The organism is Catenulispora sp. GP43 (genome assembly GCF_041260665.1).
GTDB lineage: Bacteria > Actinomycetota > Actinomycetes > Streptomycetales > Catenulisporaceae > Catenulispora.
Genome location: NZ_JBGCCT010000009.1, coordinates 188,495 through 215,354, shown reverse-complemented (window position 1 = coordinate 215,354; position 26,860 = coordinate 188,495). Strand labels below are relative to the sequence as shown.

Annotated in this window: 26 protein-coding genes; 13 read left to right on the top strand and 13 right to left on the bottom strand. The window is 72.0% G+C overall.

The genetic code is table 11. The features are described 5' to 3' along the window. Positions 1-4: 4 nt before the first annotated feature. The 3 genes from ABH926_RS20335 to ABH926_RS20325 form a co-directional block, all read right to left on the bottom strand. Positions 5-1,444: a globin domain-containing protein gene (locus ABH926_RS20335; RefSeq protein ID WP_370367256.1), complete on the bottom strand. Its 1,440-nt coding sequence runs from the start codon at positions 1,442-1,444 to the stop codon at positions 5-7. 214 nt (positions 1,445-1,658) lie between these two features. Further along, on the bottom strand, positions 1,659-2,000 hold the full coding sequence (locus ABH926_RS20330; protein WP_370367255.1) for a hypothetical protein: 342 nt from the start codon (positions 1,998-2,000) through the stop codon (positions 1,659-1,661). Between the two features lie 149 nt (positions 2,001-2,149). Then, positions 2,150-3,208: a YihY/virulence factor BrkB family protein gene (locus ABH926_RS20325; RefSeq protein WP_370367254.1), complete on the bottom strand. Its 1,059-nt coding sequence runs from the start codon at positions 3,206-3,208 to the stop codon at positions 2,150-2,152. A 143-nt stretch (positions 3,209-3,351) separates the two neighbouring features. Between ABH926_RS20325 and ABH926_RS20320 the strand changes: the two genes are divergently transcribed. Further along, the gene (locus tag ABH926_RS20320; RefSeq protein ID WP_370367253.1) at positions 3,352-5,004 is read left to right on the top strand and encodes an acyl-CoA dehydrogenase family protein; all 1,653 of its coding nucleotides are present in this window, start codon (positions 3,352-3,354) and stop codon (positions 5,002-5,004) included. A 34-nt stretch (positions 5,005-5,038) separates the two neighbouring features. Here ABH926_RS20320 and ABH926_RS20315 read toward each other — a convergent pair whose 3' ends face one another. Then, the gene (locus ABH926_RS20315; RefSeq protein ID WP_370367252.1) at positions 5,039-5,329 is read right to left on the bottom strand and encodes a GNAT family N-acetyltransferase; all 291 of its coding nucleotides are present in this window, start codon (positions 5,327-5,329) and stop codon (positions 5,039-5,041) included. A gap of 106 nt (positions 5,330-5,435) precedes the next feature. On the opposite strand from ABH926_RS20315, the gene ABH926_RS20310 reads away from it, so the two are divergent. From ABH926_RS20310 to ABH926_RS20300, 3 genes are read left to right on the top strand one after another with little or no spacing between them, the layout of a single operon-like run. After that, complete coding sequence (locus tag ABH926_RS20310; RefSeq protein WP_370367251.1) at positions 5,436-6,377, top strand: pseudouridine-5'-phosphate glycosidase; 942 nt, start codon at positions 5,436-5,438, stop codon at positions 6,375-6,377. An 8-nt stretch (positions 6,378-6,385) separates the two neighbouring features. After that, positions 6,386-7,303, top strand: a complete 918-nt coding sequence (locus tag ABH926_RS20305; RefSeq protein ID WP_370367250.1) for a carbohydrate kinase family protein — start codon at positions 6,386-6,388, stop codon at positions 7,301-7,303. 21 nt (positions 7,304-7,324) lie between these two features. Then, complete coding sequence (locus ABH926_RS20300) at positions 7,325-7,621, top strand: VOC family protein (protein ID WP_370367249.1); 297 nt, start codon at positions 7,325-7,327, stop codon at positions 7,619-7,621. Here the strand turns inward: ABH926_RS20300 and ABH926_RS20295 are convergent. The 5 genes from ABH926_RS20295 to ABH926_RS20275 all read right to left on the bottom strand — a co-directional run bounded on the left by ABH926_RS20295 (position 7,613) and on the right by ABH926_RS20275 (position 11,577). Continuing rightward, positions 7,613-7,939 carry an NIPSNAP family protein gene (locus tag ABH926_RS20295; protein ID WP_370367248.1) on the bottom strand — a complete coding sequence of 109 codons (327 nt, stop codon included), beginning with the start codon at positions 7,937-7,939 and terminating at the stop codon, positions 7,613-7,615. The genes ABH926_RS20300 and ABH926_RS20295 overlap by 9 nt on opposite strands. Before the next feature lie 26 nt (positions 7,940-7,965). Then, positions 7,966-8,625, bottom strand: coding sequence for an ABC transporter (locus ABH926_RS20290; protein WP_370367247.1), 660 nt, complete (start codon positions 8,623-8,625; stop codon positions 7,966-7,968). Further along, entirely contained in the window at positions 8,625-9,458 is an 834-nt protein-coding gene (locus tag ABH926_RS20285; RefSeq protein ID WP_370367246.1) for an ATP-binding cassette domain-containing protein, read from the bottom strand. The genes ABH926_RS20290 and ABH926_RS20285 overlap by 1 nt, the downstream gene beginning before the upstream one ends. A gap of 88 nt (positions 9,459-9,546) precedes the next feature. Continuing rightward, positions 9,547-10,440, bottom strand: a complete 894-nt coding sequence (locus tag ABH926_RS20280) for a hypothetical protein (RefSeq protein ID WP_370367245.1) — start codon at positions 10,438-10,440, stop codon at positions 9,547-9,549. 3 nt (positions 10,441-10,443) lie between these two features. After that, complete coding sequence (locus ABH926_RS20275) at positions 10,444-11,577, bottom strand: SPFH domain-containing protein (protein ID WP_370367244.1); 1,134 nt, start codon at positions 11,575-11,577, stop codon at positions 10,444-10,446. Between the two features lie 241 nt (positions 11,578-11,818). Between ABH926_RS20275 and ABH926_RS20270 the strand changes: the two genes are divergently transcribed. The 3 genes from ABH926_RS20270 (at position 11,819) to ABH926_RS20260 (ending at position 15,478) form a co-directional block, all read left to right on the top strand. After that, the gene (locus tag ABH926_RS20270) at positions 11,819-12,673 is read left to right on the top strand and encodes a FadR/GntR family transcriptional regulator (protein ID WP_370367243.1); all 855 of its coding nucleotides are present in this window, start codon (positions 11,819-11,821) and stop codon (positions 12,671-12,673) included. A gap of 338 nt (positions 12,674-13,011) precedes the next feature. Further along, positions 13,012-14,703, top strand: a complete 1,692-nt coding sequence (locus ABH926_RS20265; protein WP_370367242.1) for an RNA polymerase sigma factor — start codon at positions 13,012-13,014, stop codon at positions 14,701-14,703. Between the two features lie 427 nt (positions 14,704-15,130). Further along, a complete protein-coding gene (locus tag ABH926_RS20260; protein WP_370367241.1) occupies positions 15,131-15,478 on the top strand; it encodes a helix-turn-helix domain-containing protein in 348 nt (115 codons plus the stop codon). A gap of 166 nt (positions 15,479-15,644) precedes the next feature. On the opposite strand, the gene ABH926_RS20255 is transcribed toward ABH926_RS20260, so the two are convergent. Continuing rightward, positions 15,645-15,878 (bottom strand): hypothetical protein, encoded by a 234-nt coding sequence (locus ABH926_RS20255; protein ID WP_370367240.1) that lies wholly within the window; start codon positions 15,876-15,878, stop codon positions 15,645-15,647. A gap of 323 nt (positions 15,879-16,201) precedes the next feature. Between ABH926_RS20255 and ABH926_RS20250 the strand changes: the two genes are divergently transcribed. Together ABH926_RS20250 and ABH926_RS20245 are read left to right on the top strand one after the other, a co-directional pair. Further along, positions 16,202-18,307, top strand: a complete 2,106-nt coding sequence (locus ABH926_RS20250) for a type IIA DNA topoisomerase subunit B (RefSeq protein WP_370367239.1) — start codon at positions 16,202-16,204, stop codon at positions 18,305-18,307. A gap of 3 nt (positions 18,308-18,310) precedes the next feature. Next, positions 18,311-20,971, top strand: coding sequence for a WD40 repeat domain-containing protein (locus tag ABH926_RS20245; protein ID WP_370367238.1), 2,661 nt, complete (start codon positions 18,311-18,313; stop codon positions 20,969-20,971). Positions 20,972-21,078: 107 nt separating this feature from the next. Here ABH926_RS20245 and ABH926_RS20240 read toward each other — a convergent pair whose 3' ends face one another. After that, entirely contained in the window at positions 21,079-21,738 is a 660-nt protein-coding gene (locus ABH926_RS20240) for a tyrosine-protein phosphatase (protein WP_370367237.1), read from the bottom strand. 1 nt (position 21,739) lies between these two features. After that, positions 21,740-22,723, bottom strand: a complete 984-nt coding sequence (locus ABH926_RS20235; RefSeq protein ID WP_370367236.1) for a sucrase ferredoxin — start codon at positions 22,721-22,723, stop codon at positions 21,740-21,742. Between the two features lie 118 nt (positions 22,724-22,841). On the opposite strand from ABH926_RS20235, the gene ABH926_RS20230 reads away from it, so the two are divergent. From ABH926_RS20230 to ABH926_RS20220, 3 genes are read left to right on the top strand one after another with little or no spacing between them, the layout of a single operon-like run. Further along, a complete protein-coding gene (locus tag ABH926_RS20230; protein ID WP_370367235.1) occupies positions 22,842-23,570 on the top strand; it encodes a hypothetical protein in 729 nt (242 codons plus the stop codon). Further along, entirely contained in the window at positions 23,548-24,495 is a 948-nt protein-coding gene (locus ABH926_RS20225) for an ABC transporter ATP-binding protein (protein WP_370367234.1), read from the top strand. Before ABH926_RS20230 ends, ABH926_RS20225 begins: the two co-directional genes overlap by 23 nt. A 13-nt stretch (positions 24,496-24,508) precedes the next feature. Beyond that, positions 24,509-25,249: an ABC transporter ATP-binding protein gene (locus tag ABH926_RS20220; RefSeq protein WP_370367233.1), complete on the top strand. Its 741-nt coding sequence runs from the start codon at positions 24,509-24,511 to the stop codon at positions 25,247-25,249. 242 nt (positions 25,250-25,491) lie between these two features. On the opposite strand, the gene ABH926_RS20215 is transcribed toward ABH926_RS20220, so the two are convergent. Beyond that, positions 25,492-26,295 (bottom strand): LysR family transcriptional regulator, encoded by an 804-nt coding sequence (locus tag ABH926_RS20215; protein WP_370367232.1) that lies wholly within the window; start codon positions 26,293-26,295, stop codon positions 25,492-25,494. Between the two features lie 89 nt (positions 26,296-26,384). Between ABH926_RS20215 and ABH926_RS20210 the strand changes: the two genes are divergently transcribed. After that, a complete protein-coding gene (locus ABH926_RS20210) occupies positions 26,385-26,855 on the top strand; it encodes a nuclear transport factor 2 family protein (protein ID WP_370367231.1) in 471 nt (156 codons plus the stop codon). The last annotated feature ends 5 nt before the right edge of the window (positions 26,856-26,860 follow it).

Genomic DNA, 26,860 nt, shown 5'->3' with positions numbered 1-26,860 from the left:
CGTGCTAGTTGGCCTGCGAGACCAGCCACTCGTCGAGAGTCTGCGCGGTCTGCACCCGGCCGACGGCCTCGTCCCGCCATCCGTTGTCGTTCCGCCAGCCCCCGCCGCGGGAGGCGGCCCAGGAACCGGCCGCTCCGGCCGCTCCGGCGGCCCCGGCTGTCGGCGTGCCCCGCCGCCCGCCGGCGGCGTCAGGCGCCTCCGGGACGGCCGTCCCCGGCCCCGCCGGCCCCGGCGGGGGCACCGGCACGCCCTGCCCCGCCCCCGGCTGCCACAGCCCGTCCATGCCGCCGTACGCGTCGAACCTGATGCTCGCCAACGGGACGTTCAGCTCCTGCAGCCGGGCGATCGTCGCCCGGACCATCGGCACGGACCCGGACACGTACACGTCGTGCCCGGCCCAGTGCTCGAAGAACTCCCCATGGCGCGCCACCACGTCCGGCAGCATCCCGCGCTCCCCGGGGTACCGCGGATCGTGCGACACCGCCGAGACCACCGACAGCCATCGGCGCCGGTACGCCAGCTGTTCGAGGACCGCCAGATCGTAGAGCTCGTCGTCGTGACGCGCCCCGTAGAACAGCCGCACCTGCCGGGTGGTGTTCCACTTCGCCATGTCCTCGACCATCGCCTTGATCGGCGCGAGTCCCGTGCCGCCGGCGATGCATAGCAAATCCCGCATAGAGGTCGTGCTGCACAGCATCGTGCCCGAGGGCGGCCCTAAGCGGACGGTGTCCCCGACCCTCGTGTGGTTCACCAGTGCCGTCGACACCCAGCCCGCGGGGATCGCGCGCACATGCAACGTCAGAGTGTTGTCGGACCGGGGCGCGTTGGCGATCGAGAAGCGCCGCCACACTCTGGGCCAGCGCTGCGTCTCCAGCGACAGGTACTGCCCTGCGCGGAACGCATAAGGAGCGTCCGGCTCCAGTGTCAGTACGGCGATGTCCGGAGCGCGCAGCTCGTGCCGGACCACCCGCGCGGTCCACCACGCGGGAGACTGCTGCGCGTCCTCCTCCGCCGCCTCGATCATCGTCCCGGCGATGAGCTGGTACGCCGCCAGCCAGGCGGCGTCCATAGCGGGGGTCCAGGCGGTGCCCGCATAGCGTTTCAACGCTGATATGAGGCACCGCCAGACCACGTCGTAGTGTTCCGGCTGTGCGCCGTACTTGCGGTGGTCGCGGCCCAACTCCCTGAGATACCCGACCAGGTTGTCCGGGTGCTCGGCGTTGCCGACTATGTGCACCAGGGCCTGGAACAGGCGGTCGCGCTGGGCTTCCATCATCGGCGGGAACATGTCCCGCGCCGCCGGGCATTCGGTGAAGACCAGCGCGTAGAAGTGGGAGACGACCTTGTCGGAGTCGTCGGCGACCAATGCGAAGCTCTCCCGGATCAGCGCCGGCACGCGCGCCGGATCCAGGTCGGTGCCGCTTGCTGTTTCCTGCCGCACCATCTCTAGCGCCCCCAAAGCCTTCCGCCGGGCTCCGTGACCCCTGCGTCACGGAGTGCATACCCAGCGCAAGCAGTTACCTTAGGCTTCGGCGGCGTCGCGGAATGTTGAAGTCCGGTGGAAGTCCGGTCTGATAAGGGAGGGATTGTCCGCTATGGCGCGGGGAAAAGTCCTGGAAGTCCGCCGGGAGTCCGGGGCTCGCGGTGAAGCCGCGGCGCTAGCGGGAGGGTTCCTGGCGCATCAGGGTGACGCGGCGGCTCAGGATGGCCTCCGCGGTGGCGCGTCCGTCCGGCCAGCGGCGGACGGCGATCCAGTCGTCGGTGAGGGGTCGTCGGAGGGGGTCGGCTGCCATCGAGAGCAGCAGGTTGGAGCCGTAGGTGGCTCTGAGGGTGCCGTTGCCGGTCTCGGTCGTACACCCGCCTTCGCCGGCTTCCGTGACCAACGCCGGTATGAGGTCGGCGCCGGCGGCTTCCTGCAGGATCGCGAAGGCCTTCTGGTGGCCCTCCGTCCAGCCCAGCGCCCGGAGCCGCTGTGAGCCCATCGGAGCTGCGGTTGACACGTATGCTGTCCCAGCTTTCACTGTTCTGTCCGGTTCCTATCGACCGGGGGTTCAGGTCCATCGCCTGTCCCGGTATCTACCGAAATCCCGGAAGATCGCTTCATGGTACGTACGCCTCCGACTCATTGTCGTGAGGTTTTCCTGCCAGCTCAGTCCTCCGTAGGAAACCCTTCCGGAGCTGCGGGTGTGGCATCCCGTTGAGCCGCGACGCGCTGGCGCAGTGCGAGCCTCGCCAGCCACAACCGCCGCGAGGGCCACACTTGTTCCACGGCCGCGTTCAGCGCCGCGCCCAGGAGTACGGCCAGCGCCGTGACGTACAGCCAGACCAGGATCGCCACGGCCGCGGCGAGTCCTCCGTACAGCGAGTTGGTCGAGTTCGTGTCCGAGAAGGTGTTGGAGACGTAGTCCCGCAGCAGCGCCGATCCGCCGAGCCACAGCAGTAGCGCCAGGACGGTGCCCGGCAGGTCCTGCGACCACGGCGTGCGCACCGGCACGGCCAGGTGGTACAGCGTGTTCAGGAATGCCGCCAGCACCGTGAGCATCAGCGGCCAGTACACCGCGTGGATCAGGTCGGTGATCGGCGGGAACGCGCTGACCAGCAGGTCCGGCCCGATCACCAGCAGCGGGAGCGCCACCGAGCCCAGGATCAGGCCCAGCATGTACATGCCGAACGCCAGCAGGCGGGTCCGCACTATGCCGCGGCGGCCCGACAGCCCGTAGGCGATCGTGATCGTGTCGACGTACACGTTCATGGCGCGCGACCCGGCCCACAGCGCCAGCAGGAACCCGATGGAGATCAGCTCCGGGTGCCCGTTGGAGGTCAGGTTCGTCAGCAGCCCGTCGAGCTTCTGCACCCCGGGTCCGGACAGCATCGTGCTGGCGGCGCCGTCGATGTGGTGCTTGATCTCGTTGATCCGCCCCGCGCCGATCCAGCCGTTCAGATAGCCCAGCGTGCCGGCCAGCCCGATCGCCAGCGGCGGCAGCGAGAGCAGCGCGAAGAAGGCCGCCTCGGCCGCCAACCCGGTGATCCGGTAGCGCATGCAGATCGCGAAGGTGATCCTGGTGACGGACCACCAGTTGCGTGCCTGCGCGCGGAATCGCTCGCGCAGTGCGGGCCGATGCTGCTGCTCGGCCTGGTCCGGCTGCTCCGGGACGACGGTGTCGGCTTCGGAGCCGGAGCCTGCGGGCAGGTCCAGCACTGGGCGCATACGCGGGTCCTCGGGTCCGACGGGTGGGTTCACGGGCGACCGGGTCGTTGTTACTTACTGGTAGCGAACAGAAGGATCGGGTACTACGTTAACGGCAGCACGACGCAGTACCAGCATCACGCCGAAACGGAGATGACCGGCCCATGCCCGAAGGCACCCTCGTCGGCCCCGCCGACGAGCCCCAGAACCAGGTTCCGCCGCTGGCCGGGTACAACGCCTACACCGCCGACCCGTCCCTGGCGGCGGCCGTCTCGCGGCTGTTCGGCACCGGTTCGGCCACCGACACCGAGCTGATCGGGCTCGGCGCGCTCGCCGGGTCCCTCGAGGCCCGCGAGTGGGGCCGGCTCGCCGAGGCGAACCACCCGGTGCTGCGGACCCACGACCGCTACGGCGCGCGCATCGACGAGGTCGAGTTCCACCCGGCCTGGCACAGCCTGATGACCGTGGCCGTCAGCCACGGCATCGCCGCCGCGCCGTGGCTGGAGGACGCCGGCACCATGCGGCACACCGCCCGCGCCGCCAAGATGCTGGTTTGGGGCCAGACCGAGGGCGGCCACCTGTGTCCGGTCTCGATGACCTACGCGGCGGTCCCGGCACTGGCCGCCGACCCGATGCTGGCCGCGGAGTGGACGCCCCGGCTGGCGTCCAAGAGCTATGACTTCGGCCTGCGCGACCCCGCCACCAAGGCCGGCTGCCTGGCCGGCATGGGCATGACCGAGAAGCAGGGCGGCTCCGACGTCCGCGCCAACACCACCAGGGCGACGCCGGTCGCCGGCTCTGACCGCGAGTACACGCTGATCGGCCACAAGTGGTTCACCTCCGCGCCGATGTGCGACGTGTTCCTGGTGCTGGCCCAGGCCCCCGGCGGCCTGACCTGCTTCGTGATCCCGCGCGTGCTGCCCGACGGCACCCGCAACTCCTTCCGCCTGCAGCGCCTGAAGGACAAGCTGGGCAACCGCGCGAACGCCTCCTCGGAGGTCGAGTTCCACAACACCCGCGCCTGGCGGCTGGGCGACGAGGGCCGCGGCGTGGCCACCATCATCGAGATGGTCGCCATGACCCGGCTGGACTGCGTCACCGGCTCCGCCTCGCTGATGCGCGCGGCGCTCGCCGAGGCCGTGCACCACACCAGGCACCGCATGGCCTTCGGCCGGCTGCTCGCCGACCAGCCGCTGATGCGCAACGTGCTGGCCGACCTGGCGCTGGAGTCCGAGGCGGCGACCCTGACCTCGCTGCACCTGGCCGCGGCCACGGACGCCGGCTCCGACGAGGCCGCGCGCAAGTTCCGCCGGATCGGCCTGGCGGTGGCGAAGTTCTGGGTCACCAAGCGCTGCGCGCCCTTCGCGGCCGAGGCGCTGGAATGCCTCGGCGGGAACGGCTACGTCGAGGAATCCGGCATGCCCCGCCTGTACCGGGAGGCACCGCTGAACTCCATCTGGGAGGGCTCCGGGAACGTCAACGCGCTGGACGTGCTGCGCGCCCTGGGCCGGGAGGCCGGGGTGTGGGACGCGTTCTGCGCCGAGGTCGGCACGGCGCGCGGCGCGGACGCGCGCTTCGATGCGGCGTTCAAGGAGCTCAAGGACGAGGTGGCCGCGGTGGACGAGGCGGGGGCGCGCCGGTTCGTGGAGCGGATGGCGCTGCTGCTGCAGGGCTCTTTGATGCTGCGCTACGCGCCGGCCGAGAACGCGGACGCCTTCGTGGCCTCGCGGCTCGCCGGCGACTGGGGCCGCAGCTTCGGGACACTGCCGGGCGGCCTGGAGATCGAGAAGATCGTCGGGCGCGCGCTGGCGGTCTGACCGCCTTCGTCGGACGTCGGCGGCCTGAAGGGGATCAGCGGGCCGCCACCAGATCCGCGTACTCGGGGTGCTTCTCTATGTACGCGGCGACGAACCAACACCGGGGCGCGACCTTGAGACCGCGTTCCCGCGCGTCGTCCAGCGCGGCCTTCGCCAGCTTCCCGCCGATGCCCCGGCCCTCGAACTGCGGCTCCACGACGGTGTGCGGCATGACGGCCACGCCGTCCTGCACGGTGTACGCCAGGACCCCCGCGAGCGCCCCGCCTATCCGCGCCTCGTAACGCTTGCGGTCCTTGTTGTCGACCACCGTGACCTCGTCGCTCACAACCCGCCTCCGGTTCCCTCTACGATCTTCAGTAGTGTTCGCATGAGCGTAACCGGGACGGCGTCTATGCCCGTCTTTCGTGCCCGTCGGGCTGCAGGAGGCAGAAGTGACAGTGGACGGCGTGGGGCTCCGGATCCACCCCGAAGTGATCGAGGCGCTGGAGTCGGACACCCCGGTCGTGGCGCTGGAGTCGACGATCATCAGCCACGGGCTGCCGCGTCCGGACAACCTGCGGGTGGCGCGCGAGATCGAGCAGACCGTGCGCGACAACGGCGGGGTGCCGGCCACCATCGCGGTGGTCGAGGGCAAGCCGTGCATCGGGCTGTACGCCGAGGAGCTGCGGCTGATCGCCGAGTCCGACGACGTCGTCAAGCTCGGGGTGCGCGACCTGGGCGTGGCCGCGGCCAAGCGGCTGCACGGCGCGACGACCGTGGCGGCCACCGCCTCGCTGGCCGCGCAGGCCGACATCGACGTCTTCGCCACCGGGGGCCTGGGCGGGGTGCACCGGCAGGCGCGCGACACCTGGGACGAGTCCGCGGACCTGACCGCGCTGTCCCGGATCCCGATGGCCGTGGTGTGCGCCGGGGTGAAGTCGATCCTGGACGTGCCGGCGACGCTGGAGCGGCTGGAGACCCTGAACGTCCCGGTCTTCGGCTACCGCACCACCCAGTTCCCCGGCTTCTACCTCGCCGACTCCGGCCACGCGCTGGAGTGGAGCTTCGACTTCGCCGAGGAGGTGGCCGAGGCGGTGCTGCAGCACTGGCAGCTGGCCTGGCCGGCGGTGTCCAGCGGGGTGCTGATCGCCAACCCGATCCCGGTCGAGGACCAGCTGGACCCGGCCCTGCACGACCGGATCCTGAACGACGCGCTGGCCGCGGCCGAGAAGCAGGGGGTCGCCGGCAAGGACGTCACGCCGTTCCTGCTGGAGTTCTTCCACCGCGAGACCGGCGGGGAGTCGCTGCGCGCGAACGTCCTGCTGGTCAAGCGCAACGCCGAGCTGGCCACCCGGATCGCGGCGGAGATCATCAACGCCGCGCCGAACCAGTAGCGGACGCCGTGGTGCCCACGTCCGGCGCGGCGGCGCCGATCCTGGTGGTCGGCGACCTGATGGTGGACGTCGTGGCGCGCCTGGACGGGCCGCTGGTGGCGGCCTCGGACAGCCCCGGGCGCATCGCGATGCGCGGCGGCGGCTCGGCGGCCAACACCGCCTGCTGGCTGGCCGCCACCGGGGCCGAGGCGCTGTTCGTGGGCTGCGTCGGCGACGACCTGCCCGGCCGCGAGGCCGCTGAAGCGCTGCACACGGCCGGGGTCCGCACCGTGCTGAAGGTGGACCCCTCCCGCCCCACCGGCACGGTGGTGGTCCTGGTCGACCCGACCGGCGAGCGCACGATGGTCCCCGACCCCGGCGCCAACTGCGCCCTGACCCCGATGGACCTGCCGAAGGACGAGTTCGTCCCGGGCCGCCATCTGCACCTGTCCGGCTACACGATCCTGAACCCGGCCAGCCGCGCCGCCGGCGTCGCGGCCCTGGACCTGGCCCGCCACCGCGGCATGACCACCTCGGTGGACGTGGCCTCGGCGGGCCCGCTGGCCGCGGTCGGCCCGGACCGCTTCCTGGACTGGATCGGCGACCCCTTCATGCTGATCGCCAACCGCGACGAGGCCGCCGTCCTGACCGGCATCGACGACGACCCGGTGGCCGCCACCATGGCCCTGACGGAGCTGTGCGACCAGGTGGTGGTCAAACTCGGCGCCGACGGCGTGGTCCGCCACGACGCCCTGTTCGACCGCACGATCCGGGTCCCCGCCGAGCGCCTGCCGCCGGGGCAGCTGATCGACACGACCGGCGCCGGCGACGCGTTCGCGGCGGGATACCTGGCCGCGTGGATGCGCGACGAGGACCCGGAGGAGGCGCTGGCGGCCGGGTGCCGGCTGGCGGCGCGGGTGATCCGGAAGGTGGGCGGGCGGCCTTAGGGGGCTGGCATCCTTTGGCCGGTGTCCTTCCTCCAGCTGACCGCGATCATCGTCGACGACTACGACGAGGCGATCGACTTCTTCACCCGCGCTCTGGGCTTCGAGCTCGCCGAGGACTCGCCGTCGACGACCGATGACGGCCGCCCCAAGCGCTGGGTCGTCGTCCGTCCGCCGGGCGGCCAGACCGGTTTGCTGCTCGCGCGCGCAGACGGGGAGCGGCAGACCGCTGCGATCGGCGAGCAGTACGCCGGTCGGGTCGTCGTCTTCCGCGACATCGCCGGCAATCGCTGGGATCTGCTCGGCCCGGCGTCAGGTTGATGTGGTTGTGGTTGAGGGCAGCAACGGCCTCATGAAGCTGCGTTCGTAGCGGAGCACGCAGCCGCTCTCGTCCCTGATCTTGTCCGCGGCGATGAAGTCGGGATGGTGGCCGAACAGTTTCCGGTACTCCTCGTACGCCGCGAGGCTCGGGAAGCTGAACAAAGCCAGGGCCTTGTCGCTCGCGCCCTCGGCGGGCAGGAAGTACCCGTGGTGCGTTCCACCGTGGGCGTCGACGAGCTCCATCCAGCGGGTGGCGAACTTCTCGAAGGCGTCGGTCTTCTGCGGATCGATGACGTACTCGACTACACAGGTGATCATGTCTTCAGCGTAGCCACGGTCTGGCGTCAGTCCGACTCGCCGACGTGGAACTCCTTGCGGGCCGCCACGAAAGTCGACACCGCCCAGCACGCCGCCGTCGCCGCGACCACCAGCACCGCCGGCAGCAGCGGCAGCCGCGCGCCCTGGTCGCCGGGCGTGATGCCGCGGATGGCGGCGTTCACCGGGGAGCCGGTGGTGACCAGGACGGTGATCGCCAGGATGCCGGCGATCGGGATGGCCCAGGAGGCGCGCACCAGGATCGGCGGGTTGCACAGGGCGCCGACCGCGCTGCCGGCCAGGGCGCACAGCGCCATCGTCAGCAGGCCCGCGGCCAGGGCGGTCGCGGGGTGGACCGTGCCGACCGCGGCCACCATCGCCGCCGCGCCGCCCGCGGCCAGGACCAGGCCGCCGATCGCCGCCGCGGCCAGCGCCGCGAGGTGCGGGCGGCGCGGGCCCACGGCGCCGGCCACGCAGTGCCGTGCCGCCTCGGGTTCGGCGGTCAGGGTGGCGCGCGTCAGCCAGGCCACGGCCGGGACCAGCCCAGCGCCGGCATAGCCGAGGGCTTCGCCGACTTTCGCCGAACCCTGCGTCCCGATGCTCACGATGGCCGCGTAGAAGATCGTCGCGGGGAGCCAGCGTCCGGAACGCATCAGCAGCGCCACGTAGTAGCGGATCAGCGCGGGCATCAGGACTCCTCGGTCGCGCGGATCTGGGCGGAGGCCTGGGATACAGCGACGATGTGGACCTCCGGGCCGAGGGCCAGCAGGCGCCTCAGGACATCGTCCGAGAGCGCCGCGTCGGCCACGATCCGGTGCCCGTCGGCGCTGACCTCGGCCTCCGGGAGTACCTCGGCCAGCGAGACCGTGTCCGGGACACCGGTCACCTCGACGACCATCCGGCCGGCCGGTGTGGCCACCACTTGGTGCGAGGCGAGCAGGGCGCCGTCCCGCACCAGCCAGCGCTCGTCCGTGGCGTCGGCCAGCCGCGCCGGATCGTGGTCCACGAACACCACGCAGGCCCCGTCCCCGGCCCGCTCCCGCACCACCGCCGCCAGCTCCTCGCGCGCGTCGGTGTCGAGCCCGGTCCACGCCTCGTCGAGCACCAGCAGCTCCGGATCGCCGAGCAGCGCCTGCGTCACCGCGATCTTCTGCGAGGTCCCCTTCGACAGCTCCTTCATCGCGGTCCCGGCGAACTGCCCCGCCCCGAACCGCTCCAGCCATCGCATGCCCTGCGACGCCGGGACGCCGCGCATCCGCGCGTGGTGCCGCAGGTACTGCTCCGCGGTGAACGGCAGCGCGGAGGGGAACCGTTCCGGCACGTATCCGGTGGACGGCCGTGCGCTCACCGTGCCGCGGGACGGCTCCGCGATCCCCGCGATCACCCGCAGCAGCGTCGACTTCCCGCTGCCGTTGTGGCCGTGGATCCGCACGACCGTCCCCGGCCGCAGCTCCAGCCGCACATCACGAAGCACCCATGGCCCGCCGACCCGGTACCGCTTGCCGATCCCGTCGAGAAGCACGGAACCAGTGTGCCCGCATCGCCGGCCGCTATGGCGCTCGCAGAGTCCTGCCAAGGCGCCCGCGGCGAACACCGGCGAGCCCGTTCCGCTACACCACCAGCCGCAGGTGCCGTTCCGCGGCCCGGATGCGCACCGTCTGCCCCCAGCCCAGGGCCAGCCGGTCGGCCTCGATCCCGTCGCCGAACACCACCAGCGACTCGCCCTCGATCCGGACCGTCAGCTCCTGTCCGCCCGGAAGCATCCCCTCCGTCAGGGAGGCCCCGGTGGTGGGGGACGGCCACGCCTCCCGTACGAACCACCCCAGCTCCGGATCCGTCGGCCCCGGCAGCGTGATCTGCCGGGCCCGCTGCCGGGCGATGGACAGCAGCCAGCCGGTGGCGCCGGTCCCGGAGCCCACCAGCAGCCCCGAGGACGAGTGGTGCTCCTCCTCGCCCCCGGGCGTGCTCAGCAGGTACCGCGCGGACTGGTGCCCGGAGTGGCCCAGGTAGACCTCGTTCAGCGCCAGTAGCGACTCCCCGTCGTCGGTGGCGGCCGAGACCATGGTGCGGGCCTCGACGCGGGCCCGGCCGGCGCCGATCCCCGCGAGCAGGGACTCGAAGTCCTTGGGGGAGTGGCGGACCAGGACCCCCATGTTGCGCCCCGGGTCGGGGTCGATCCCGATCACCGGCTGGCCGTCCAGGTACTTCGCGGTGTTGGCGACCAGGCCGTCCTGGCCGACCACCACCACGACGTCCTCCGGTTCGAACAGGAACCGCGGGAGGTCGGCGCGCTCGACCGTTCCGCGGCGCCACTCCCTGGGGATGGCTGCGGAGACCGCCTGGACCGCACCGCTCAGCATGTCGTGCCGCTTCTTCACCGAGGACAGCGAGACCCCGCGGCGCTTCTGGACGAACTCCGCCTGTCCCCACGTGCCCTGCTCGGCGACGATCTCGTCCCGCTCGCTGTGCCGGTGCACGACGACCACCCGCGGTGCCACGGACACGGCTCAGGACCCCATGCCCTGAGCCGCGCCCGAAGCGCTGCCCGAACCGTTCGCGAGCTTGGACAGCAGACCGGTCACCACGTCCGGGGTCAGGTTCACCGTCCCGATCTCTGGCAGCTGGCCGGCGAACTCGCGCAGCGCCAGCGCGAACAGCACGTTCCGGTCCAGCCCGGCGTACGCCGCCAGCTTCGCCGCCTCGTTCTCGGCCTGGGCCGCGCCGACCGCCCGCAGGTCCTCGACGTTCGCCGAGGAGCGGGTGCGCAGCGCGTCGGCGTCCGCCTCGGCGACGATCCGGGCCCGCTCGGCGTTGGCCGCGGTGGCGATCCGCGCGCGCTCGGCCTCGCCCTCGGCCGCGATGCGGGCCCGGTCCGAGTCGCCCTCGGCGGCGATCCGCGCCGCGGCCGCCTGCTCGGTGGCCCGGCGCCGCGCGTTGGCGCCCTCCTGCGCGACCAGCTGCTCCTCGCGCGTGGCCAGCTCGATCTTGCTCTGCAGCTCGTTCTCGGTGATCGCGCGCTCGCGCTCCACCGCCAGCGCCCGGCGCTCGAACCCGGCGCGGTCCGCCTCCTGCTGGATCAGCTCCCGGGTCGGGGTGCGCAGGGCCCGCTCCACGTCGGCCTCCGGCTTCACCGCGACCACGCGGACGCCGAGCACGCCGATGCCGGTCTCGGCCAGGCGCTCGTCGGCGGCCAGGCCGGCGGTGACCCGCTCCTGGACCGCCGCGGTGCCCGAGGCCAGGGTCTGGGCCAGCTCCAGGGTGGCGACCAGGGTCAGCGCGTGCTGCTGCGCCAGTTCCGTCAGAAGGGTGGCGACCTGCTCCAGCGGGGTGGTGCGCCACTGGCCGGAGACCGGGTCGACGGCGAAGTCCAGGCGGCGGGTGGCCACCGTCGGGTCGACGAAGCGGTAGGTCATCGAGGCTTGGACGGTGACGTCCTGGAAGTCCTTGGTGCGCGCGTGGAACAGCATCGGCAGCTCGCGGTCGTCCACCGGCACCTCGGCCAGCACCGCGGTCAGCGGCCGGAACCAGAACGCCTGGCCGGTGCCCTCGTGCGCGACCTTGCCGCGCCGCAGGTGCACCACGTGGTTGGTCGGGCTGCCCCGGAAGTGGCTCCAGAACAGCCGCCTGGTGATGTCCGCCATCTCTCCCCCAAGAAGTCGAAAGCGCGAGTACTCGCAGCGTGCAACGATGCTGCGACGCTAGCCCCTCGCCAGTCTTATCGTCAAGTTGACGAAATATACTGGACGTCGCAATGTCCGCATACTCGACCCACAGGCCCGCGCGACGCTCCGACCTGCGGGTGATCATTCCGACGGGTGACATCGGGCCGACTATCGGCTAAGAATCCTCAAGTCCGCCCGCGGTGCGGCCGACGACAACAACATGAGCATTCCTACACACATGACCGGGACCGTCGCGCCCGTCGACACCCTTCCCGCCGCCCCGAACCCCGTCGCCAACACCCTGGCCGCGGCCGCCGGCGGCTCCATCGGCGACTCCTACCTGTCCCTGCGCGCCGGCACCCAGGCCCGCGGCCTGCACGGCCAGCTGGTCCAGCAGCTCGGCCGGATGATCGTGGCCGGCGAGCTCGGCGCGGACCGGCCGCTGGTGCCCGAGGAGATCGGCCGCCGCTTCGAGGTCTCGCGCACCGTGGTCCGGGAGTCGCTGCGGGTGCTGGAGGCCAAGGGCATGGTGACCGCCCGGCCCAACGTCGGGACCCGGATCCGCCCGGTCCCGGAGTGGAACCTGCTGGACCCGGACGTGATCGAGTGGCGCGCGGCCGGCGTGGCGGGCCTGGACCAGTGCCGCGAGCTGGCCGAGCTGCGCTGCGCGTTCGAGCCGCTGGCCGCGCAGCTGGCCTCCGGGAGGCTCTCGGAGCCCGCCGCGGCCCGGCTCTCGGAGCTGGCCGTGCTGATGAAGCAGGCCGCCGCCAACGGCGACCAGCCCGGCTACGCCAAGATCGACGGCGAGTTCCACGCGCTGCTGGTCGCCGAGTGCCCGAACCGGATGGTGGAGCACCTGGCGCGGGTGGTGACCGGGGCCGCGGAGAGCGCGGGCATGCGGCGCCGCTCCTGCGGGCCGATGAGCGACGGCGGCGCGGCGGCGCACCAGCGGCTGGCCGACGAGATCGCGGCCGGCGACGGCGCGGCGGCGGCCAGCGTGATGCGCGCCATGCTGGCGGCGCAGCTGGAGGAGCAGGCTCCGGCCTACGGCCTGCCGGGGCAGCGCGGGCAGTGACACAGCCGGTGATCGAGCCGATCCGGTGGCGTGACACCGGATCGTGATCAGTGGTGCGGGGCACCGCCGTGTCGGGGGACGCCGAGAGGCGTTCTGAAGGCGGTGCCCGCCGATTACCGGCTAACCGGTGCCGGGGGAATACATCGGCGTGCCACAATGCTATGTCGCGTGCAATGCGGAACGACCGGGTGCGACCGGCCGGATCCGCGGCGCGATCGGAATCTTCCACACGAACCCGACACAGAGCAAGACGGGCCGCCGCGCGTGAACCGCGCTCGGGCCGTATCCCGGCTCACGTCGGAAGCGGGTGGTTGCCATCCAGTAGCGAGAGGGTTTTCGTGTCGGCCAGCACTTCCCGTCCACTGCCCGCCGAGATCGCCGAGTCCGCCCACCTCGTGGCGCTCATCGAGCGGGGCAGGGCGCAGGGACACATTGCCGCAGACGAGGTACGGCAAGCCTTTGAAGAGGCGGACATCCCGATGGCCAAGGCCAAGAGCGTCATGCGGGCTTTGACCACCGTGCTGCACGAGGAGGGCGTCGACCTGACGGTCAACGCCATGCAGAGCGCCGGGGTCGCGCGCAAGCGCGTCGCCGCGGCGAGCAAGACCGCGGCCAAGAAGACGACCACGGCCACGGCGGCCAAGGCGACGACGGTCAAGAAGGCCGCCGCCAAGACCGCCGCCCCGGCTGTCGCGGCCGCCAACGGCGCCTCCGGCGATGCAGAGACCGAGGCCGGCGCGGCCTCGGCCAAGAAGACCGCCGCGGTCAAGAAGACCGCGGCCAAGAAGACCGCCGCGGCCAAGGCCGACGGCACCGACGGCGAGTCGGGCTCCGGCCCGGCCAAGAAGGCGGCGGCCAAGAAGGCCGTGCCGGCCAAGAAGACCGCCGGCAAGAAGGGCGACGGCGAGGACGGCGAGGACGTCGAACTCGAGGAAGAAGTCGACCTGGAGATCGAACTCGACGACGAGGACGGCCCCGACATGGAGGCCGCCACGACCGACGAGGAAGGCGAGGAGACCTCCGAGACCGACGGGGCCACCCCCGGCGAGGACAAGGAGGAGGGTTTCGTCCTGTCCGACGACGAGGACGACGCCCCGGCCCAGCAGGTCGCCTCCGCCGGCGCCACCGCCGACCCGGTGAAGGACTACCTCAAGCAGATCGGCAAGGTCCCGCTGCTCAACGCCGAGCAGGAGGTCGAGCTCGCCAAGCGCATCGAGGCCGGCCTGTTCGCCGAGGAGAAGCTGAACGACGGCGAGCCGCTGACCCCGGAGTTCCGGCGCGAGCTGGACATCATCGCCGAGGACGGCCGCCGGGCCAAGAACCACCTGCTGGAGGCGAACCTCCGCCTGGTGGTCTCCCTGGCCAAGCGCTACACCGGCCGCGGCATGCTGTTCCTGGACCTGATCCAGGAGGGCAACCTGGGCCTGATCCGCGCGGTGGAGAAGTTCGACTACACCAAGGGCTACAAGTTCTCGACCTACGCGACGTGGTGGATCCGTCAGGCCATCACCCGCGCCATGGCCGACCAGGCGCGCACCATCCGCATCCCGGTCCACATGGTCGAGGTCATCAACAAGCTGGCCCGCGTGCAGCGCCAGATGCTCCAGGACCTCGGGCGCGAGCCCACCCCGGAGGAGCTGGCCAAGGAGCTGGACATGACGCCCGAGAAGGTCGTCGAGGTCCAGAAGTACGGCCGCGAGCCGATCTCCCTGCACACCCCGCTGGGCGAGGACGGCGACAGCGAGTTCGGCGACCTCATCGAGGACTCCGAGGCGGTCGTCCCGGCCGACGCGGTGTCGTTCACGCTGCTGCAGGAACAGCTGCACTCGGTCCTGGACACGCTCAGCGAGCGCGAGGCCGGCGTGGTGTCCATGCGCTTCGGGCTGACCGACGGCCAGCCCAAGACGCTGGACGAGATCGGCAAGGTCTACGGGGTGACGCGCGAGCGGATCCGGCAGATCGAGTCCAAGACGATGTCCAAGCTGCGGCACCCGTCGCGCTCGCAGGTTCTGCGGGACTACCTGGACTAGGAGTCCGTGGTTCGAAAAAGTGCGGCCGTCCCGGAAGGGGCGGCCGCACTTCGTTGTGCTCACTCGTCTGGATGAGCTTGTGCACGAGGCCAGGGCCTGCCCGTTTGCCGCGAATATTATGCAAGCGTAATATCTGGAGAAAGGTAAACGTGCGTGAGCTACAGCTTGGAGATGGTTCCTGAGGTCCGGGCTTGGCTGCATGAGTTGCGCAGGACCGATCGATCGACGGCGCTGCTTGTGGGGCAAGCCGTTTCGATGGTGCTGGAAGCCGGGCTGGACCCTTGGCGGACCGCATCCATGGTGCGTGGCGCCGGGCGGTGCTCCTGGTCGCAGGAGACAAAACGGGGCAGTGGAATGCTTGGTATCGCGTCGCCGTACCGTTGGCGGAGGCTCGCTACGCCGCGTATCTGAAGGAGCAAGAGGGGCGATGAGCACCCACAGCTATGACCGGCAGGGGTTCCTCGACGAGTTCTTCCCTGAAGCCCAGGACCAGGTTGAGATCGCCGCCGGCGTGGAGCGGTTGCGAGCGGAGCAGCGCGCCTTCCGCCTCGCCGAGATGCGGCGGCGGATGGGGTTGACCCAGGTCGAGGTGGCGGACCGGATGGGGATCAGCCAGGGGCGCGTCTCCGCGATCGAGCACGCCAAGGACGGAGCTACCGAGCTGCGCACGCTGGCCGCGTACGTCGAGGCGCTGGGCGGTCGCCTGGAGATCGTCGCTGACTTCGGTGACCAGCGTTTGGTCTTCTCTGAACCGGGCGACATGACCGCCGCATGACCAAAAGTGATGAAGGAAACACTCTTTGCGATCATGTGTGACTCAGCTCACAGCGAAGGCCCCGACTCCGTCATCCGGAGTCGGGGCCTTCCGCAAGAGCAGTAGCCGTTATCGGATCGTCCGTTACAGGTCTACGCAATCAGGCCGGGTCGTGCTGCGCTTCAGGTCAGCGCTCTTCCTCGGCGGCGGCGGTCTTGGATTCTGCGGTCAGCTGGTCGGAGAAGTCGTGTATCTCGATAGCGACCTTAGCCAGGCTCTCGTTGTACTTCTTGCCGTGGTGGGCGCAGAAGAGAAGCTCGCCGCCACCCAGGACGACGCGCACGTAAGCAGCGGCTCCGCAGCGGTCGCAGCGGTCGGAGGCCTTGAGCGGCTCAGTCGGGGTCAGGACTGCAGTGGTCACGGTCGCACCTGCTTTCTGTGTGGTACCCGGAACAACATCAAAGCAGGCGTTCGGTGTTCCCGCGCTAGTGATTCGGCGTCGAAAGCGTCACGTTCGCTGAGAGCGTACGGGGAAAGGGGGCGAACCGTGAGGAAACTCAACGTTCGGTGTCACCGCCGGCACGGAGGGTGAGCCTTCGTGCCTCAGAGTGTTGTGCCGGTCACATGGACTCGCCGGGGGGAAGCTCCCGGTACGCTGGCCCTGCCGTCGCTACCATTGATGCGAAACTGTGTTCGAGTGACGAGAGTCGATCATGAATCGACGAGGGAGAGGAAGGTCCGCAAGTGAGTGCGCAAGGCAGGCCCGCGCCGTCCGCCGACAAGGATGGCTCCTACACCGCGCGGCACCTCCTTGTCCTCGAGGGACTCGACGCGGTCCGCAAGCGGCCGGGCATGTACATCGGCTCGAACGACGGCCGGGGTCTCATGCACTGCCTGTGGGAGATCATCGACAACTCGGTCGACGAGGCGCTGGCCGGGTTCGGGGACAAGATCGAGATCGTCCTGCACAAGGACGGCTCGGCCGAGGTCCGGGACCAGGGCCGAGGCATCCCGGTGGACGTGGAGCCCAAGACCGGCCTGTCCGGCGTCGAGGTCGTGATGACCAAGCTGCACGCCGGCGGCAAGTTCGGCGGCGGCTCCTACGCCGCCTCCGGCGGCCTGCACGGCGTCGGCGCCTCCGTGGTCAACGCGCTCAGCTCGCGGGTGGACATGGAGGTCGACCGGGCCGGCAGCGTGCACGCGATCTCCTTCCAGCGCGGGATCCCCGGCGTGTTCGACGGGGACGGCCCCGAGGCGAAGTTCAAGCCCGAGTCGGGGCTGCGCAAGGTCGGCAAGGTCTCGCGCGCCAAGGGCGCCGCGCCCACCGGCACCCGCACCCGCTTCTGGCCGGACCGGCAGATCTTCCTGAAGGACGCCGAGTTCGTCCTGGACGAGCTGTACTCCCGCGCGCGGCAGACCGCGTTCCTGGTGCCGGGCCTGACCATCAAGGTGGTCGACGAGCGTGACGGCGGTCACAACGAGGAGGTCTTCTCCTACGCCGGCGGCATCTCGGAGTTCGTGGAGTTCCTGGCGCCGGACCGCCCGATCACCGACACGCTGCGCTTCACCGGCTCGGGCAAGTTCACCGAGACCGTCCCGATGCTGGACGACCAGGGCCACATGACCCCGGCGGACATCGAGCGCGAGCTGTTCGTGGACGTGGCGCTGCGCTGGGGCACCGAGTACGACACCGTGGTCCGCTCCTTCGTGAACATCATCGCCACCCCCAAGGGCGGCACCCACCTCGACGGCTTCGGCCGCGGTCTGCTGAAGGCGGCCAACGAGCAGCTGCGGGCGGCCAAACTGCTGAAGGTCAACGACGACGACGTGATCCGCGACGACGTCTTCGAGGGCCTGACCACGGTGGTCACCGTCCGGCTGGCCGAGCCGCAGTTCGAGGGCCAGACCAAGGAGGTCCTGGGCACCCCGGCGGCCAGGCGGATCGTGGCCCGCGTCGTGGAGAACTCCTTCAAGGAGTTCCTGACCTCGGCCAAGCGCAACGACAAGCCGATGGCCCGGGGCGTGCTGGAGAAGATCGCCAACGCCGCCCGGACCCGGATCACCGCGCGCCAGCACAAGGAGGCCCAGCGCCGCAAGAACGCGCTGGAGACCTCGGCGCTGCCGGCCAAGCTGGCCGACTGCCGCTCCGACGACGTCGACCGCTCCGAGATGTTCATCATCGAGGGTGACTCGGCGATGGGCTCGGCCAAGGCCGCGCGCAACTCCGAGTTCCAGGCGCTGCTGCCGATCCGCGGCAAGATCCTGAACGTCCAGAAGTCCTCGATCGCCGACATGCTGAAGAACGCCGAGTGCGCGTCCATCATCCAGGTCGTCGGCGCGGGCTCGGGCCGGTCGTTCGACATCGACCAGGCGCGCTACGGCAAGGTGATCCTGATGGCCGACGCCGACGTCGACGGCTCGCACATCCGCTGCCTGCTGCTGACGCTGTTCCACCGGTACATGCGGCCCATGCTGGAGGCCGGCCGCGTCTACGCCGCCGTCCCGCCGCTGCACCGCATCGAGGTGATCGGCGCGGGCCGGGCGAAGAACGAGTACATCTACACGTACTCGGACAGCGAGATGCGCCGCACGGTCGCCGAGCTGCTGAAGAAGGGCAAGCGGATCAAGGAGCCGATCCAGCGCTACAAGGGCCTGGGCGAGATGGACGCCGACCAGCTGGCCGAGACCACGATGGACCCGCGCCACCGGACCCTGCGCCGCATCACCGTGGCCGACGGCGAATCCGCCGACAAGGCCTTCGACCTGCTGATGGGCAACGACGTGGCGCCCCGCCGCGAGTTCATCATCAACTCGGCCGCGGTCCTGGACCGATCCCGGATCGACGCCTAAGCGATGGCGGCGGGCGGGGGGCCGGCGGCGCCGAGCACGGTGCTGCCCGCCGGGCGGGGCGGCGTGTGCCGCGCGGTGGTGGGCTGGCTGACCGAGCCGGCCGCCGAGCGCGACGCCGCCCGGGTGCCGCGGCTGCTGCTGGTGACCGGGCCGCGCGGCGCGGGCAAGACGTTCACGCTGGCCTGGGCGTCCTCGGAGCTGGCGGTGCTGGCCGAGGCCGCCGACGACGAGCGCTTCGCGTGGGTCTCGGCGCGCGGGCTGACGCCGCGGGTGCTGGCCTGGCAGCTGGCCGGGCAGCTCGGCGTGGCCGTGGCGGACACCGCGGCGCTGGCGCCGGCGCTCGCGGCGCGGCTGCGGGGCAGCGGCTCGGAGACCGGCGAGGACTCCGGGAAGTCCGGCGGGTCGGGGTTCGGGCCGGGGATCGCGGACGGGGTCGCGGCTGACGGGCTGAGCACTGGTGCTGCTGGTGGGCTGAGTGGCGCGGCGGGCGGCGGTGCTGCCGGCGGCCGGCCGGCCGGCCGGGATGCCGACGCCGATGCCGGGGCCGAGGCCGATGCCGCCGCCGGTGGATCAGCTGCCGGTGGATCGGTTGCCGACGGATCGGCCGCGGACGGCCACCCTGGTGCCAGTGCCAGTGCCAGTGCCAGTGCCGGTGCCGGTGCCGGTGCCGGTGCCGGTGCCAGTGCGCGTTCCCGCGTGCCGGGAAGCCGGTCGGCGACGTGGGACCTGTCGGCCGGCGTCGCGGAACCGCTCCACGAGGCCGGCCGCTGGTCGCGAGTCACGATCCTGATCTCCGAACTCGATCTCGCCGGACACCTGCGCGACGGCTCGGCCCGTGAGGCGGTGCTCGCGCAGCTGATCGCGCCGCTGCTGGCGGTGCCGGGCGTGCGGCTGATCGTGGAGTCGGCGCACGCGGACGTGGTGGACGTCGCGGCCCGCGCCGACAGCTCGGCGACCGTCATAGACCTGGGCGAGCACCGCTGGACCGACCGCGCCGAGTTCGCGGCCTGGCTGGACGACCTGGTCCCCTCCGGCGGCGCCGCGGCCCCGCAGGCGTATCCGAACCCCACCAAGGCCCGCGAGATCCTGAGCCTGGCCTCCAAACGGCACGCCGGCCTGCTCGCCGCCAGCGACGAGCGGCCCTGGAAACTGGCGGCGGTCCCCTTCGACGTCGCCTTCCGCGAGGGCATCGCCGACCAGATCGTCCTGGAACCGGCCAACCTGGTCCTGGTCCAGCAGCCGGCCCTGTCCACCGCCATCGACGCCCTCGGCAGCGCGGTGGCCCCCGGCACCCGCGCGGCCTGGCGGGTCGCGGGCCAGGCCCTCACGAACTCGACCACGGTCCCGGAGCGCGCGGCCATCCTGCACGGCGCCGCCCTGGCCGTCGGCGACCACGCGCTGGCCGAGGCGGTGGCGCCCTACACTCGCGGCACCCGGCCCTCCGACGGCGCCCCGGTCGGCGACCCGATCCCCTGGCTGACCCGCTGGGCCGGCTGGCGCCCGCTGCCGCCGGACACGCCGCGGCCCACGCCCTGGCCGGGGCCGGTGGCGGCACTGGCGGTGGCGGCGGCGGGGGTGGCGCAGGCAACGCCGACCATCGCCGGTCTGGCCGCCGCCGGCGGTCCGGGCGCCGGCTCGCAGGTCCCCGGTCCGCTGGTCGCCGGTTTGGCTGCCGTCGGCGGTCCGGATGCCGGCTCGCAAGTCGCCGCTCCGCACAATGCCGCCGGTTCGGCTGTCGCTTCGGCCGCCGGTTCGCCCGCCGCCGGTTCTGCTCCTTCGGCGGGTGCCCACGGCCCGACCGTCACCGTGCCCGCCCCCGCCGCGGCCCCCGTCGCCGAGGCCGCCGAGCCGGCCCACGCCGGCCCCGGCATCCTCCTCACTCCCGTCGCGGCCTCCCCGGCCGGCGCCTGGCTCCCCGATCCGGAGCCCACGCCGCCGGAGGTGCTGGTCGCCATAGACGACCTGGCCCGCGCCTACCGCCTCGATCCCCGTAGCGGGCGCATCGTCGGGCGGCCGGCGTCGCCGGTGATGGTGAAGGCCCGGGCCGCCGCCGTGGTGGACGCCTCGCCGAGCCTGGTGCTCACCGACTCCAGCCGGCGGCTGGCCGCGCTGGGGCCGACCGCGCCGCGCAAGGCCGTGGCCGCCGTGCGCGATGTGCTGCCGGACACCGCCGTGACCGCGGTGGCGGTCGCGCGGGACGCGTTGGTGTTCGGGGCCGGCGACGGCCGCGTGCATGTCTGGGACGTCGACACCGAGGAGCTCATCGCCGATCCCGAGGACCAGCACTCCGGGGTGGTGACCGCGGTGTCGGCCATCTGGATGCCCGACATGGACGTGCTGTTCGCGCTCTCCGGCGGCCAGGACGGGACGTTCCGGCTCTGGGCCGTGCCCGCCGACGCCGGCCTGCTGCCGGTGGAGGACCGCGGCGTGCCGGTCACGGCGGTCACGGCCGCGCTCACGGAGGTCGGCCCGGTCGCCGCGGTGGCCTGGGCCGACGGCTGCGTGACGGTGTGGGACCTCGCCGAGGCGCGCACCGGCCGGCCGATACCGCTCGGCTGGGCGCCGAAGGCCCTGGCCCTGGCCGGCGACGGGCTGCTCATCGCCGCCGGCGACGACGGGCTCATCGCGATCGACCTGCACCTCGGGGACTTCTTCGAGGACTGAGGCGCAGGTCGGGACCTGAGGCGCCGCGGTCGGGACTGAGGCGCAGGCCGGGGCCTGGGGCGCGGCGGTCGGGGCCCGAGGCGCAGCTCGGGCCCTGAGCCGAACCCCTACCCCAGCAACCCCTCCCGCAGCGCCGCGATCTCCTCCGCGCTCACCCCGTGCGCCAGCAAGTACCCCTCGGCGCTCCCGAACCGCTCGCGCACATGCGCCAGCGACCCGGTGATCAGCTCCTCGGTGATCACATGCTGGTAGATCACATCCCCCGGGTCCGCCGACAGCCGCGCGTGCGAGAGCAGATAGTCCGCGACGATCTCCTTCTCCCCGACCCCGAGCACGTCCAGCACCAGCGCCACCAGCACCCCGGTCCGGTCCTTGCCCGCTGTGCAGTGCACCAGCGCCGGCAGCGCGCCGGGACGTGCCAGCGCGTGCACCGCGCCGGCGAACGCCTCGCCGCTGTGGTCCAGCCACTCCAGGTACAGCTCGAAGAACGTTCCCGCGCCCTCGTTGTCCAGGCTCGGCGCCACGTTCACCCGCTCCACCGCCAGCTCGCCGAGGTCGTCCGGCCACGCCGCGATCTCGAACGGCTGCCGCAGGTCCACCACCGTCCGCAGGCCGATCGAGGCCAGCCAGGCGAGGTCGGCGCCGGTCGGCCGGTTCAGGCGGGCGGTGCGCAGCAGCCGCAGCGGCTGCACCACCGCCCCCGAACCGGTCGGTATCCCCCCGAGGTCGCGTGCGTTCTTGATCCCGCTCAGCGGCAAGTCGCTCATGTCACCGGATCTTATCGACGGCCTCCACCCGCAGCTCAAGCGGTGTGCCGTCGGCCTTCCCGCAGCTTTCCGGACGCGGAACGGCGGCCAACGAGCCGGTGACCGACACCGCGAACGCCCGGCCGTCCTCGTGCTCGACCACCGCCGTCCAGGCCGGCGCCGGATCCGGGGCCGTCCGCGTCACCGACACCACGTCCAGCGCGCCCTCAGCCGTCTCCTCGAGCGCCGACCGCACCGCCAGCTCCGCGACCTGCCCGGCCCGCGGCCAGGTCGACCGCCCCCGGCAGCCCGCCACCGCCATCCGGCCGCGGCGCGCCTCGGCCAGCACCCCGGTCGCCGAGACCGCGTCCAGCCGGCCGTAGGAGTATCCGGACGGCAGCACCACCGCCGTCGGTGCGAACCGGTGTCCGCCCAGGTGCGTGATCTCCCACACCGCCGGGAACGCGGCGTCCGCCCCCGGCCCCGAGGCCGAGTCCAGCGCCTCGGCCGCGACCGCCACCTGACGGCCGCGGGTCGCGCAGCAGGCGTCGCGCTTGCCGTTGGTGCAGACCCCGAGCAGCGGTGTGCCAGGGAATCCGGCGTCCAGCGCCGCCACCGCGCGCCGGTCGCCGGCGCCCAGCGCGGCGAAGTCGATCTTCAGCAGGTCGGTGGGGTACTCGACCATCCCGGTGGCCAGCCAGGTGCGCTTCGGGTGGGTCGAGGCGGCGAACCAGCGGCGGTGGCGCGGCGCGGCGTCGTGGTGGTCCTCGACTCGGCGGATCAGGGCCGGTCGGACCCCGGTCCCGGCCGCGCGGCCCTCCAGTTCGGCGCCCAGCGCCGGGTCCAGGCGGCTCTCGGTGACGGCGGCCCGCCCCCAGGGTCCCGGCTGCTCCACCAGCAGCCACGCCGTGGCCTCGGCACCGGTCCCGGCCAGCGGCTCGTCCAGCTCGCGGGACAGCACCGAACACGCGTGGGGCTGGGGAGCAGGAAGTTGATCGTCGCGCATGCCCCCGACCATAACGCCCATCGCGCACCCCCACACCGCTCGCTTTTGTGCGGAGCCGGGTTCACGATGGTGATGGCGAGACAGATCGGGGGGTGCTTCGAACAGCGAGGTGCGCACCATGTCCGAGAGTCCCAAGCTCGCAGCGGCTGAGAACGACGAGGCTTCCCAGGCCGCCGGCCCCGAGGCCCGCCGGTACGGCTTCCCCGCCGTCCACGACCACGAAGTGGTCGCGCTGCGCACCGTCGCGCGCGAGGACTGGGAGTCCTCCGCACCGGGACGGATGCAGCTGCTCCGATGGCGCGAGGGCTCCGGCGCGCTGGTCCGCGACCTGCCGTTGAGCCGGCTGTACGTCTGGGCCCGCGCGGGCCGGATCAGCTTCGGCGGCGCCGACGGCCGGACCGTGGACGTGGTGCTGCTCGGCGAGCCCGAGACCGAGGGCCTCAAGCTCGGTGCGCCGTGGCCGCCGAACCACGACCGCGCCCGCACCGCGTCCAACCTGGCGCACGGCGCGGTCACCGACCTGAAGAACACGGTCACCTTCCCGGTCTCCTTCCCGCGCATGATGCGGGTCAGCGGCGAGCGCAACGCGGTGCTGGACTCGATCGTCGCCTGGTGCAAGCGCGAGGTGCCGGACGTCCACATCATGCGCGGCTGGCTGCGCGGCTCCGAGGGGCCCTCGCGGCACCAGATCCGCGGCACGCTCCACAAGGGCCTGCTCGGCGAGCCCGGCTGGATGCCGGACACCGTCGGCGCGCATCCGGCCGGATGGTCACCGTTCCATAACGACCGCAACGGAGGCAGCGAGCCGGCTCGTCCTAACGCGCATGAGCACCCTTCAGGAGCTTGAGCTCGCGGCGGCGCAGCCGAAATCGGTCTACGGCGAGGACGCCAAGATCGTCTGCGACAACCTGGTCCGGATCTACAAGACCGACGGCATCGAGGTCCAGGCCCTGCAGGGCCTGGACCTCCTGGTGCGGGCCGGGGAACTGGTCGCGATCGTCGGGGCCTCCGGCAGCGGCAAGTCCACGCTGCTGAACATCCTGTCCGGGCTCGACACCCCCACCGCCGGCGTCGCCAGGGTCGGCGGGTACGACCTGCTCACCATGAAGGGCCGCGACCGCCTGCGCTACCGGCGCGAGACGGTCGGCTTCATCTGGCAGCAGACGGCGCGAAACCTGCTGCCCTACCTGAATGCCGCCGACAACGTCGCGCTCCCGATGGGCTTCGCCGGCAAGAAGCGCAAGTACGCCCGGCGCCGCTCCGCCGAGCTGCTGGACCTGCTGGGCGTCGGCTACTGCGCCGGCCGGCGCCCGGGGCAGATGTCCGGCGGCGAGCAGCAGCGGGTGTCGATCGCGGTGGCGCTGGCCAACGACCCCGAGGTGGTGTTCGCCGACGAGCCGACCGGCGAGCTGGACTCCGGGACCAGCCAGCAGGTGTTCGACGCGCTGCGCACCGCGAACGAGGAGCTGGGGGTCAGCATCGTGGTGGTCACACACGACCACGAGGTGACCGACCAGGTGCAGCGCACCGTGGAGATCCGCGACGGCCGCACCTCCACCGAGGTCCTGCGGCGCGGCGACGGCGCGGCGCCGGCCGAGCAGTTCGCGGTCCTGGACCGTGCCGGCCGGGTGCAGCTGCCGAAGGAGTACGTTGATGACCTCCGCATGAAGGACCGGGTGCGGCTGGCGAAGAACCCTGATCACATCGGGGTCTGGCCGGACCTGGCGCAGGGTTCTGAGGGTGCTGCCGGTTCCGTGGACGAGAGGGCGTAGTCCGGTGGGGGACATGATCGAGGTCGAGGGGCTGCGCCGGACGTTCGGTTCCGGGGAGAACGCCGTGCACGCGGTCGAGGACGTGTCGTTCACGGTGCCCGAGGGGCAGCTGTGCGCGATCGTCGGCCGCTCCGGCTCGGGCAAGACGACGCTGCTGAACCTGATCGGCGGCCTGGACAAGCCGGACGCCGGCCGGATCGCGGTGGACGGCAGGCAGCTCGCCGGCCCGGGGCGCAACCTGGGGGAGAAGGAGCTGGCGGCGCTGCGGCGGGACCTGTTCGGCTTCGTGTTCCAGTCCTTCGCCCTGATCCCGATCCTGTCGGCGGCCGAGAACGTCGGCATCCCGCTGCGCCTGCGCCGGACCCCGGTGGCCGAGCGGGAGCAGCGCGTGGAGCTGCTGCTGAACATGGTCGGCCTCGGCGGGCACACCAAGCAGCGCCCCGGGGAGATGTCCGGCGGCCAGCAGCAGCGCGTGGCGCTGGCCCGGGCGCTGGCCAACTCGCCGCGGGTGCTGATCGCCGACGAGCCCACCGGCCAGCTGGACTCCGAGACCGGCCGCGCGGTGATGCGGCTGCTGCGCGCGGTGGTCGCCGCGGAGAACGTGACCGCGCTGGTGGCCACCCACGACCCGCTGATGATGGAGCTCGCCGACCGGGTCATCACCGTCGGCGACGGCAGGCTGCTCGCGGACTCCGACGCCGAGAGCGCGGGCGTCGGGGTCGCGGGCGTCGGGGCCGCGGGCGTGGGGGCCTGACCCCGGCAGACTCACTGAGTCCACAACGCAACCCCCGGTTTGCAGATGAGAACGCAGACCCCGGACCCCTCGGCGGACCCCGAGGCGCGGTCCGGTCCGGCTGTGGCAGGCCTTCCGTGTCACCGCCGATGAGGAAGCACCGCCGTCCGCGGGGACTCCGGCCCAGCCACACAGGGGCCGGGGAGACGACCTCCCGCCGCGTGCCTCAGGCCGCAGGACGGCGGTGCTTCCGCCCTTCTCCGTCAGTCTGATGAGTGAACGAGTTCGTCGGCGACCTGGCTGAAGGCCCGCACTCGCGCGGTATCCCGGTCCTCGTGCCACAACAGGCACCATTCGACCGGCGGCGCGCCGCTGATCGGTATGTAGATCACATCAGGCCTCGGATGGTAGCGTCGGGTCTGCGCACCGACCTCGGCGACTCCGCGACCCGCTCCGACGAGCGTCAGCGTCTCCTGAAGCGTCGCCCGCGGCTCGACGAACGTCGTCCGCGCCACATCCGCGAGCGAGACCGTCTCGCGCCGCGCGTACGGATGCCCCAGCGCCACCGCGAGCATCCGCATCTCGCTCACCAATGTCGGGCCCTGAGCCAGTCCCGGTGTCCGGATGCTCAGAACCAGGTCGGCCTCGTCGGCGGCGAGCCAGGGCTCCACATCGCCGAACTGCGCCTCGCGGAGCACGACCTCGCACTCCGGATGCCGCTTGCCGAACGCCTCCGCCGCCCCGGCCAGCAGCTGCCCGGCCGCGGCCCCGACGAACGCCACCCGCAGCGTTCCGGTGGTGCCCCGCCCGGCCTCCATCGTCCGCGTGACGGCCTCGATGATCGCCGTCCAGGCCGGGCGCACCTCGGCGTACAGCGCCCCGCCCGCGGCGGTCAGCTCCACCCGGCGGCTCGTCCGGCGGAACAGTGTCACGCCGAGGCGGCGCTCCAGCTTCGCGATGGTCTGGCTGACGCGGGCCGGGGAGACGTGCAGCAGCTCGGCGGTGCGGCCGAAGTGCAGCTGCTCGGCCAGCGTGAGGAAGGTGTCGAGCTCGTGGCGTTCCAGCATGGCCGTCGGATCCGATCGTTAAGCGTGACTTACCGATCATGACACAACGGGCCATTGGTCGGTCCGGCCCGGCGGCCGACCATGAAGGCATGGACATCGACACCAGGATCAACGAACTCCTCGACCGGCTGGAGATCGCCGACGCGCTCTACCGTTTCGGCCAGGGCCAGGACACGCAGGACGCGGAGCTGTTCGCCTCCGCCTGGACCGAGGACGCCGAACTCGACTTCCGCCCGGCGGCGGCCGCGTGGGGCGGCACCCCGCCGGTCATGGTCGGCCGGGACACGATCGTCACCACGATCCTGACCGGCTTCGCCGGCCGCGTGGACACCACGCACCAGGTGACGAACGTGCGCGCGGAGATCGACGGCGACACCGCGCACGCCACGGCGCTGGTCGAGGCCCAGCACCTGCTGACGGCCGACCACGGCACCCACGCCCTGCTGAAGAACCCGTACCACGTCGAGCTGGTGCGCGACGGATCCCGCTGGCTGATCCGCCGGATGCGCATCGAGAACACCTGGTTCACCGGCGATCCGTTGGCGATCTTCGGGGGCTGACAGCG

Coding starts and splice junctions, on each gene's coding strand:
- ABH926_RS20335 (WP_370367256.1), bottom strand. CDS start 1,444: ATGGTGCGGCAGGAAACAGCAAGCGGCACCGACCTGGATCCGGCGCGC.
- ABH926_RS20325 (WP_370367254.1), bottom strand. CDS start 3,208: ATGCGCCCAGTGCTGGACCTGCCCGCAGGCTCCGGCTCCGAAGCCGAC.
- ABH926_RS20320 (WP_370367253.1), top strand. CDS start 3,352: ATGCCCGAAGGCACCCTCGTCGGCCCCGCCGACGAGCCCCAGAACCAG.
- ABH926_RS20295 (WP_370367248.1), bottom strand. CDS start 7,939: ATGATCACCTGTGTAGTCGAGTACGTCATCGATCCGCAGAAGACCGAC.
- ABH926_RS20290 (WP_370367247.1), bottom strand. CDS start 8,625: ATGCCCGCGCTGATCCGCTACTACGTGGCGCTGCTGATGCGTTCCGGA.
- ABH926_RS20275 (WP_370367244.1), bottom strand. CDS start 11,577: ATGGCGGACATCACCAGGCGGCTGTTCTGGAGCCACTTCCGGGGCAGC.
- ABH926_RS20270 (WP_370367243.1), top strand. CDS start 11,819: ATGAGCATTCCTACACACATGACCGGGACCGTCGCGCCCGTCGACACC.
- ABH926_RS20260 (WP_370367241.1), top strand. CDS start 15,131: ATGAGCACCCACAGCTATGACCGGCAGGGGTTCCTCGACGAGTTCTTC.
- ABH926_RS20245 (WP_370367238.1), top strand. CDS start 18,311: ATGGCGGCGGGCGGGGGGCCGGCGGCGCCGAGCACGGTGCTGCCCGCC.
- ABH926_RS20240 (WP_370367237.1), bottom strand. CDS start 21,738: ATGAGCGACTTGCCGCTGAGCGGGATCAAGAACGCACGCGACCTCGGG.
- ABH926_RS20235 (WP_370367236.1), bottom strand. CDS start 22,723: ATGCGCGACGATCAACTTCCTGCTCCCCAGCCCCACGCGTGTTCGGTG.
- ABH926_RS20230 (WP_370367235.1), top strand. CDS start 22,842: ATGTCCGAGAGTCCCAAGCTCGCAGCGGCTGAGAACGACGAGGCTTCC.
- ABH926_RS20225 (WP_370367234.1), top strand. CDS start 23,548: ATGAGCACCCTTCAGGAGCTTGAGCTCGCGGCGGCGCAGCCGAAATCG.
- ABH926_RS20220 (WP_370367233.1), top strand. CDS start 24,509: ATGATCGAGGTCGAGGGGCTGCGCCGGACGTTCGGTTCCGGGGAGAAC.
- ABH926_RS20215 (WP_370367232.1), bottom strand. CDS start 26,295: ATGCTGGAACGCCACGAGCTCGACACCTTCCTCACGCTGGCCGAGCAG.
- ABH926_RS20210 (WP_370367231.1), top strand. CDS start 26,385: ATGGACATCGACACCAGGATCAACGAACTCCTCGACCGGCTGGAGATC.